Here is a 9850-nt window from a genome sequence, read left to right as displayed (position 1 = left end):
ACTTGCGCCTGACAGGCCAGGCTCTGCCGGAGGCCTTTGTCGCTCTTGAGGGCCTGCCGCGCGAGGCCAGCGGGCGCCTGGATCGCCGGGCCCTGCCGGAACCCGAACGCGAGCTTACAGCCTTTGCCGCGCCCGAGGGAGAAACGGAAACCCTGCTGGCCGCATTCTGGAGCGAACTGATCGGGCGTCAGCCCGTGGGGCGTCACGATGTCTTCTTCGAAGTTGGTGGTTACTCCCTGTTGGCCTCCCAACTGGCGGCCCGCATCCGTGAGGCCTTCCGCGTCGATATCCCCGTGCGTGAACTCTTTGCCCACACCACGGTGCAGGCCCAGGCGGCGCTGATCGACACCCGTCGTGCCAATACCGGCGCCGGCGAGGCCCTTGTGCTGCCTGCCCTGATCCCGGTGTCACGGGACGAGCCCCTTCCCCTGTCCTACGCCCAGCAGCGCTTGTGGTTTCTGGGCCGTTACATGGGGCCCAACCCGGTCTACAACATTCCCCTGGCCGTGCGCCTGCGCGGCGATGTTGAGTTGGCGCTGCTCAAGCAAAGTCTCGCCCACCTGATCCAGCGCCACGAAAGCCTGCGCACACGCTTTGCCTACGACGGCCGCCAGGCGGTACAGGTGATCGACGAGGAGGTGCCCGCTCTGAGTCTTGAGGTGGTGCGCTCCACTGCCGAGGTACAGAGCATCAGCCAGGCGGAGTGGATGCATCCCTTTGATGTGACCGCTGAGCGCCTCAGCCGTTTTCGCCTGCTGTGTGACGAGCGCGACGGCAGCCACCTGCTGTTGATCACCCTGCACCACAGTATCGCCGACGGCTGGTCCCTGGGGATTTTGTTCCGCGAACTGGTGAGCGTGTATCGCGACCTGAAGGCGGGGCGCAGCCCCACACTGCCACCACTGTCGGTGCAGTACGCCGATTACGCCCAGTGGCAGCGGCGCTGTCTGGAAGGCGAGACCCTCACCCGACAGCTTGCGTACTGGAAAACCCAGCTGCGCGACCTGCCGACCCGTTTGACCCTGCCAACAGACCGCCCGCGGCCGGCGGAGCAGAGCTTTCACGGCGCCTATGCCAGTCTGTCGATTCCGCTGGAGCAGACGCAGCGCATCAAAGCCCTGGCCGGCGCCCAGGGGGTCACCCTGTTTATGACACTGATCTCAGTGTTTGCGGTGCTGCTCGCTCGCTACTCGGGGCAGCGCGACCTGGCCATTGGCACACCCATGGCCAACCGGCATCTGCCGGCGACAGAATCATTGATTGGTTTTTTTATCAACTCCGTGGTGTTGCGTTTTGACCTTGAACGGGATCCCTCGTTTATCGAACTATTGCGCACCACCCGGGAGACAACCCTGGATGCCCACGCCCACCAGGACATTCCTTTTGAACGGCTGGTGGACGAGTTGAACCCGGAGCGCAGCGTGAGCTACTCGCCCCTGTTTCAGGTGTCGTTCTCTCTGGTGAACACCCCGGTGGACGACGTGGCGTTGGACGAGCTGGCACTGAGTTGCGAGTCCATGGCCGATGATCAGGAGGGGATCTCGCGCTATGACATCACTTTCAATCTGTCGGAGACAGAAACGGGCCTGCGCGGGGGGATGGAGTACAACACCGACTTGTTTGACCGCGTCACGATTGAGCGCATGCTGGACCACTACCAGCGCCTGCTGAGTGCCGCAGTGGCTTCGCCGGCGCTGCCGGTGTCGCATCTGGAATTGCTGAGTGGCGAGGAGCGCCGGCAGCAGCTTGAGCTGTGGAATGACAATGGGGCAGCCTTTCCCGCGCAGACGCTGCACGGTCTGCTGGAGGTCCAGGCACAGGCGCGACCCGATGCGGTGGCCCTGGTTTGTCAGGATCAGCAGCTGACCTACGGCGAACTGGACCGCCGCGCCAACCAGATCGCCCACTATCTGTTGGATCGCGGTCTGAAGCCGGAACAGTGTGTCGGCGTGTGCACGGAGCGATCTATCGAACTGGTGGCCGGTTTGCTCGGTATTCTCAAGGCCGGCGGCTGTTACGTGCCCCTGGACCCAGAGTATCCGCCGGCGCGCCTCGAGGCCATGATGGCCCATTGCGCCTGTTCCATGGTGCTGACAGAACAACACCTGTTGGAAGAACTGGAATTCCTGAGCGAGGTCCGCATCCTGCTGCTGGACGCCGAGCTTTATCCAATGACTCTGGGAAAATACCCGGGCGACAATCTTCCCGCCCACATGGCGTCCGTATCACCCGGGCATCTTGCTTACATTACTTATACCTCTGGCAGTACGGGTAAACCCAAGGGCGTTTGCATTACTCACGGGAATATTCTCAGCCTGGTGGGAGCCGGACATCGCCTCGCTGCCGATGCCGGCCAGGTGGTGGGCCAGTTCTCCAATTATGTCTTTGATGCAATCACTTACGAACTTTGGGGCGCCCTGGCCGCCGGTGCCCGCGCAGTCATGGTAGCGCGCGAACAGACCCTTGAGCTGCCGCAATTGGAGGATGTCATTTTGCGCCAGCGAATTGACATCGCTTTTTTTACCACGGCGCTGTTCAACCGGGTCAGTCTAACCATTCCAGGTTGTTTAAAAAGACTGCAAAAGCTTCTGTTCGGTGGCGAAGCTTTTTCAGCCGAGGCTATCGATGGTGCGCTGCGGGCACTGCCGGGGGAATTACATCATGTCTATGGGCCCACAGAATGCACGACCTTTGCCACGGTTCATACCATCGAGCCTGCGGTCTTCGCTCAAACCCAAACGGCACCCATCGGTCGCGCGCTGGCGAACAATACAGGCTTTGTGTTGCACGACAACAGCTCACTGGCACCCGTCGGAGTGGTGGGGGAACTGTGCATCGGTGGTGCGGGCCTGTCGCGGGGCTATCTGAAACACCCCAGGCTGACGGCTGAAAAATTTGTGCCCAATCCCTATGCGCAAACTCCCGGCGAGCGCCTTTACTGCAGCGGTGACCTCGCGCGCGCACTGCCGGATGGCGAACTCGAATTTATTGGTCGCGTAGATACCCAGGTCAAGGTGCGTGGCTTCCGGATTGAACTTGGCGAAATCGAAAATCACCTGCTGCAGCACGAGCGTGTTGAAGAGGTGGTGGTGCTGGCCAGAGACAATCCCCTGGGTGCAAAAAGTCTGGTCGCCTACCTGGTGCTTGACCGGGATGCCATCGATGACGAATGGCACCAGTTGCAACTGCGCTTGATGGAGTATCTACAGGAGCGTTTGCCCGATTACATGGTTCCCAGCGCCTTCGTACGCTTGCCGGCAATCCCCCTTACACCCAACCGCAAGGTGGATCAACGGGCACTGCCGGCACCTGCGGACCAGGATTTTGCCCGCTCGCGCTATCAGGCCCCGAGTAGTGACATGGAGGTAACACTGGTTGCGCTTTGGCAGGAAAATTTGAAGGTGGAAAAAATCGGCATCGAAGACAATTACTTTTCCCTTGGCGGTGACTCTATCCGTTCCATTTCCCTGGTGGCCGAAGCCAAAGAGCGTGGACTTGTGTTTTCCGTCAAGGATTTGTTTTCCAATCCTACCGTCGCAGCTCTGGCGAGTGTGATCACCAAGATGAGCGATGAAAAAAATAACGAACCGGATCTGTCGGAACCGTGGCAGGAGTTGGATACCTTTTCCATGCTCACGGAAGAAGAAAAGCTGTCCCTGTTGAATAATTTTTCTGTCGAAGCGGAAGATAAGTCGTGAATAAAGTCCTCGAAAAGCCGGTCATCGAAGACGCGTACCCCATGTCGCTGCTGCAGCAGGGCATGGTTTACCACACGATGCAGCGACCCGATCTAAGTGTGTATCACGATGTGACGCTCTACCGCTTTGAATTGTCCTGGGATGTTGAGGTATTTCGGCAAACATTGAATTATCTGGTGAAAAAGCACGCCATACTGCGAACGGTATTTAACCTGGAACAGGGCCGGCCGCTGCAGTTTGTGATGAAGGTTGAATCGGCGCAGTTTAGTTCAACCGATTTAAGTGATCTTCATCCGGAGGAAAAGGAGCAGGAGCTGCGACTCTGGCTTGACAGGGAGAAAGCCAGGGGTGTCGATTTGAGTACTTTCCCCTGGGTGCTACATATTTTTTTGCTGTCGCCGCAAGAAATCGCCTTTGGCATGAGCTTTCACCACGCCTTATGGGACGGTTGGAGCAATGCCACGTTTATCAGTGAACTGCTGGCCACCTATCACACCCTGCAAGAAAACCGGGAAATTTCGCAACAGGCGCCCCCGCCGCCTTACAAATATTTTATTCTAATGGAACAGAAAGCGCTCGCATCGGAAGATATGCAGCGCTACTGGAAAGAAAAATTCGAGGGTGTCAACCCACCCTGGTGGCAGGGTCAACTACAAAGCACCAGTGTGCGCTTTGGTTACCCGGTGAGCCAGGATCAGAGTCGCGCGGTGGTGGCCCTGGCCCGCAAATATGGTGTCCAGGAAAAAAGTATCTGGACAGCACTGTATCTGGCCTTTGTGTCTTTACTGAACGGCAGTGACGATGTCTTTGGTTCGGTGGTGATGCACGGCCGCCCGGAAATGTCCGGCAGTGAAAAAACCCTGGGACTTTTTGTCAATACGCTACCTGTGCGCCTTAATCTCCAGGGCATGACCGGACCACAACTGATAAATTCAGCGGAATCTGAGTTGCAGCAGTTGCAGGCGATGAAACATTTTCCCTTGGCCTCAGTGCAAAAACAGACGGGAGTGGATTTTTCCTCTTCTATATTTAATTACACAAACTTCCACGTGTATGAGCAGGAGAATGCCTCGGCCAATATTCTCGGCGGCGGTGGCTTTGAGGAAACCAATTACCTTCTGTCGATAAATGTGTCGAAAAATTCCTCGAATCAGAGCCACAGTCTCTACATCAATGTCGACCCGACAGTGTTTTCCGACGATATGCAAAGGCGTTTCCCCGGATACATCGGCAATATTCTGAATTTTCTTTTGGCCGGAGGGGACAAATGCATCGATCGCGGTGCCTGGCTCGGAGGGCAGGAATATCATCAGCAAATTGAACAATGGAATCCACCGCCAGCGGGGACCGCGAAGGGTGAATTGTGTATCGATGAGCGATTTGAGCTCCAGAGTTCGCGCGCTCCCGATGCCGTAGCGCTGGTCGAGGAGGGCACCGCAGGGCTCCCCCATCAGCTTACTTACGGGGAATTATCGCGGCGTTCGGACCGGCTAGCCCTGGCTCTTATGGACAGAGGCATCACCGCGGACGATCTGGTGGGCATTTGGGTGGCGGGATCCAACGAGATGCTGATAGGCATCCTTGGCATCCTCAAAGCGGGGGGCGCCTATGTGCCCCTCGACCACGCACATCCAGCGAGTCGAATCGCCTACATAGTGGAAGATGCGGCACTGAAGTTTGTGGTAAGCCCCCAGGCGTTCGACAGCTGCAGTGCCGAGGACGCTCTGGAGGGCTGCGAGCGAGTGTGGTTGGATTGCCCTCCATCGAGAAAAGGGATACCGAGTGAGGAATTGGCGACTCGGCTCCTCGAACACCGCAAGCAGCGATCCACGAAGAATATCGCCTATGTCATTTACACCTCCGGCACTACGGGTAAACCCAAAGGCGTACTGGTAGAACATCGCAACGTGAACCGATTGTTCACTGTCTGCCAGGGGAATTTTGGCTTTCATTCCGGTGACGTGTGGACCCAGTTTCACTCCTATGCCTTCGATTTTTCGGTCTGGGAAATATGGGGGGCACTTTTCTACGGCGGCCGTCTGGTGATGGTGCCGCGAACAACCAGTCGTTCGCCCGAAGATTTCTATCGACTGTTGATTCGTCAGCAGGTGACCATACTCAATCAGACGCCGACCATATTCAACCAGGTCATCGCCGTGGACGAAGAACTGCAACAGCCTTTGTCTCTTCGTCGAGTGATCTTTGGCGGTGAAGCGTTGGATGTTAAAAAACTCGCCCACTGGTTTGAACGTCACGATGAGCAAGCCGTAAAACTCGTTAACATGTACGGTATTACGGAGACCACTGTGCATGTCACGTATCGTCCTTTGGGTAAACGGGATCTCAGCAGTGCGGCGAGTATCATCGGTCGACCTCTGAGCGATTTGAGCCTGTACCTCCTCGGCGATGGTCTGGCGCCACTGCCGGTGGGCGCCGTGGGCGAAATATTTGTCGGCGGCAGAGGTGTGACGCGCGGTTATTTACATCGCCCGGAGCTCTCCGCCCTGCGCTTTGTCGACAGCCCTTTTAAGCCGGGCGAGCGACTCTATCGAACAGGAGACCTGGGAAGATTCCGGGAAAATGGTGAGCTCGAATATCTCGGTCGCATCGACCAGCAGGTGAAAGTTCGTGGGTATCGCATTGAACTTGGGGAGATTGAGCAGGTATTGCTTGAGCATCCGGAGGTGGATGATGCCGTGGTTATTGCAAGGGCGGATGAGCAGGACAATAAACGTCTGTTCGCATATCTGGTAGGCAAGCATGCCGGGGAAGTCCAGCGTAACGCGATCCGCGCCCATGCGTCCGGACAACTGCCGTCTTACATGGTGCCAAGCGCCTTTATTTTTCTGGATGCTATTCCACTGACGGTAAATGGAAAACTCGACCACAACGCGCTGCCGAAAGCTGACACTCTTTCCAATAGAGCCTATGCGGCACCGCGTTCCGAGGTGGACATGCAACTCTGCCAGGTCTGGCAGCGAGTGCTAAAGGTTGAGCGGGTCGGTATCGACGATAATTTCTTCGCCCTTGGCGGGGATTCCATTTTGTCCATACAGGTGGTGTCTCGAGCCAAAACCCTGGGTCTTAAGCTCAGCGTTAAAGATGTGTTGACCTTTCCCACTGTGCGTCAACTCGCTTCAAGCGTAACGGCCATAGACACTTCGGCTGTGGGTGTGGATACCCGGCAATCGACCGGCGAGCTGAATTTACTGCCTATTCAACAATGGTTTTTTTCTCATCGCGCGCCGAATCCACAGCACTTTCATCAGTCGCAGCTGTTGACAGTTCCCGAAGGCTTTGATGTGACATTCTTGCGCGCCTGGGTTGAGGCCCTGTATCGACGTCACGATGTGCTGCGATTGGGCTTTAGCTGTGAGAGTGAGGCCTGGAGAGGTTTTTTTCACGCCTCAAGCGCCGAACGTGTCGATGCCTCTGTTGTTAATGTGCCAATTGATGCTAAAGAAAACTGGCAGCAGACGGTTAAAAGCAGCGCGCTTGAAGTTAAGCAGCAAGTGAACTTGAGCGAAGGCCCTCTGTTTTATGCGGTGTATTTCGATCGCGGCGGGCGGGGTGAGGGTGCGCTACTGCTGGTATTTCACCACCTGATTATTGATGGCGTCAGCTGGCGTATTGTTTTGCAGGATTTGGCGCTTGGTTTTGATCAGTGGCGACACAAAAAAAACATTGCGCTGGCGGCGAGAACCAGTCCCTATAAGCAGTGGTCGCGTGCGTTGTGCGAGCATGCAAAGGGCGGAATAAGTTCAGAGGAAAAAGATTTTTGGTGCCGCCAGTTAAGTGGCGAGACTGCATCACTTGCCGCTGATGGGGAACTGCAGGGTCGGGATACCAGCGGCTCTGCCCGGCGAAAAATTGCCGATCTGGATCCTGGGCGTACCCAGGCGCTATTGAGTGGAATTCACCAGGTCTACGGAACACAAATTCAGGACATTTTATTGAGTGCTCTGGTGGCGGCATTTAACCGCGTTACCGGGCAGCCTCGGCTTCGCGTTCACCTCGAAGGGCACGGTAGGGAAGAGAGCGTTGTCTCAGATATTGACCTGAGCGAGACGGTTGGCTGGTTTACCTCCTTCTATCCCCTTTGTTTGCGAGCGCCTGCGCGGGCGAAGGATTTTTCCGCGCTGATTCTTGGGGTGAAAGAGGCTTTAAGGCAGGTACCCAATCACGGTCTTGGCTTTGGAGTGTTGCGATATTTAACCCGGGACAAAGAAATTATCGCTCTGCAAGAAGCCTGTCCCGTACAGGTGGTATTTAATTACTTGGGCCAGTTTGATGGATCGGTAGCCGAGGCGCCAATATTTGCCCCTCTCGACCTGGACACCGGGCCGGATATGGATGAGGCACACCCCCGTAATCATAGCCTCGGATTTAACGGCGCCGTCAGTGACGGCTGTTTGCGTTTCATTCTCGACTATCATCCCGAGCGCCATCATCCCTCGACGGTGGATGCGCTGTTCGACGCATTTTTTGACAGCCTGCAAATGCTGATCGAGCACTGTGAGAAGAACGCCATCCGCCGTTTTTCTCCGAGCGATTTTCCTCTAGCCAGCCTCGATCAGGCCCGCGTGGATATGCTGCAGGATCGCTATTCCGGGTTGGTCGACGTGTTCCCGGCCTCGAGTATGCAGCAGGGGTTGATTTTTCACAGCATGCTCGATGCGCGTCGTGAAGCCTATGTCACTCAACTGTTTATGGATTTTCACGGAGACTTTGATCCAGCCGTGTTCCAATCCGCCTGGCAGGACTTGATCGATCGGCATGGTGTGTTTCGCACAGCCTTCACAGAAGACACAGGCGACCAGACGCTGCAGGTGGTGGTAGAGCGGGTGGAGGTTCCCTGGCAGGAGCTGGACTGGCGATGCCTGGAGACAGTTCAGCAGGAGGAGTCCTTTGCCGAACACTGTGCCAGTGATCGCGAGCGGGGGTTCGATTTTGCCCGGGCGCCACTGCTCAGGATGAGTTTGATACGACTGTCCGACAGGCGTTATCGCTGGCTTTGGACGCACCATCACAGCCTGTTGGATGGCTGGAGTATTCCCATCGTCTTGCAGGAGCTTTTCAGCGCATACACACACCGACGGCAGGGTAAAGCGCCGCAGCTGCCACCGACGGGTGATTTTCGCGAGTACATTGTCTGGCTGCAGGCACAGAACAGAGAGAGGGCAAACGACTTCTGGCGCCAGCAGCTGCAGAGTGTCTCGGGGCCCACTTCTCTGGCGTTTTCGGCCGATCCGATGTCGACTGGCGATACTGCCAGACGCGAGCAGAGCCTTTGCCTGTCGGCGTCCCTGACCGCCAGGCTGACGCGACAGGCGCAGCGCTGCAGCGTGACCTTGAACACCCTCGTCCAGGCTGCATGGGCCTACCTTCTGTACCGGCACAGCGGTGGCGAAAAACAGGTGGTCTTTGGTCAAACAGTCTCGGGCCGGCAGGCGGATGTCGACGGCATAGAGGCCATGGTTGGCCTGTTCATTAATACCCTGCCTGTTGTGGTCCCGGTGGATCCAGAGGAGCCTGTAGAGATTTGGCTTCAGCGTTTACAAAAACATCAGGCGCAGCGTGAGACCTTTGACTATTTACCTCTGAGCGAAATTCAGCAATACGCCGGGATGCCAGCCGGCAGCCGCTTGTTTAACACTCTGCTCATTTTTGAAAACTACCCTGTTGAAGATGCCGTCGATCAACAAAAGAGTGACGAAACTTCGCCCCTGGGCTTTGACATAGAACGAATCGGTCACGACGAATCAGCCGATTACGGTATCACCTTAATCGCACTGCCGGGGGAGGCGCTGCGGCTGGATATGAGTTGTACGCCAGACGCCTGTTCACAGGTGTCGATGGAAGCGCTGATCGACGGTCTCCACTGTGTGCTCGAGGGCCTTGCCCTCCTGAACCTCGGTAGGGTAGGAGCCCTTCCCTATCTCACCGAAGACCGAGAAAAGGCGCTGTTCCAATACGGTTGTGGACCGGCACTGGAACCAATGGCAGCGCCCTCTCTGCACGGTCTGCTGGAGGTCCAGGCACAGGCGCGACCCGATGCGGTGGCCCTGGTTTGTCAGGATCAGCAGCTGACCTACGGCGAACTGGACCGCCGCGCCAATGGTTTGGCCCAGCATTTGATCGCGGCCGGTGTG

2 protein-coding genes are annotated in these 9850 nt (G+C 56.8%); both read left to right on the top strand.

Features of this window, described 5'->3' with window-relative positions; genetic code table 11:
• Positions 1-3698, top strand: a 3698-nt coding sequence (locus ABVT36_RS18265) for an amino acid adenylation domain-containing protein (protein WP_368457841.1), incomplete at its 5' end; no start/stop codon positions are given.
• Positions 3695-9850 (top strand): amino acid adenylation domain-containing protein (locus ABVT36_RS18260; RefSeq protein ID WP_368457840.1); only part of this gene is annotated, 6156 nt, incomplete at its 3' end. The genes ABVT36_RS18265 and ABVT36_RS18260, both read left to right, overlap by 4 nt.

The sequence above is a fragment of the Microbulbifer sp. TYP-18 genome, from assembly GCF_040932045.1.
GTDB lineage: Bacteria > Pseudomonadota > Gammaproteobacteria > Pseudomonadales > Cellvibrionaceae > Microbulbifer.
This window is presented reverse-complemented; position numbering and strand designations above follow the sequence as displayed.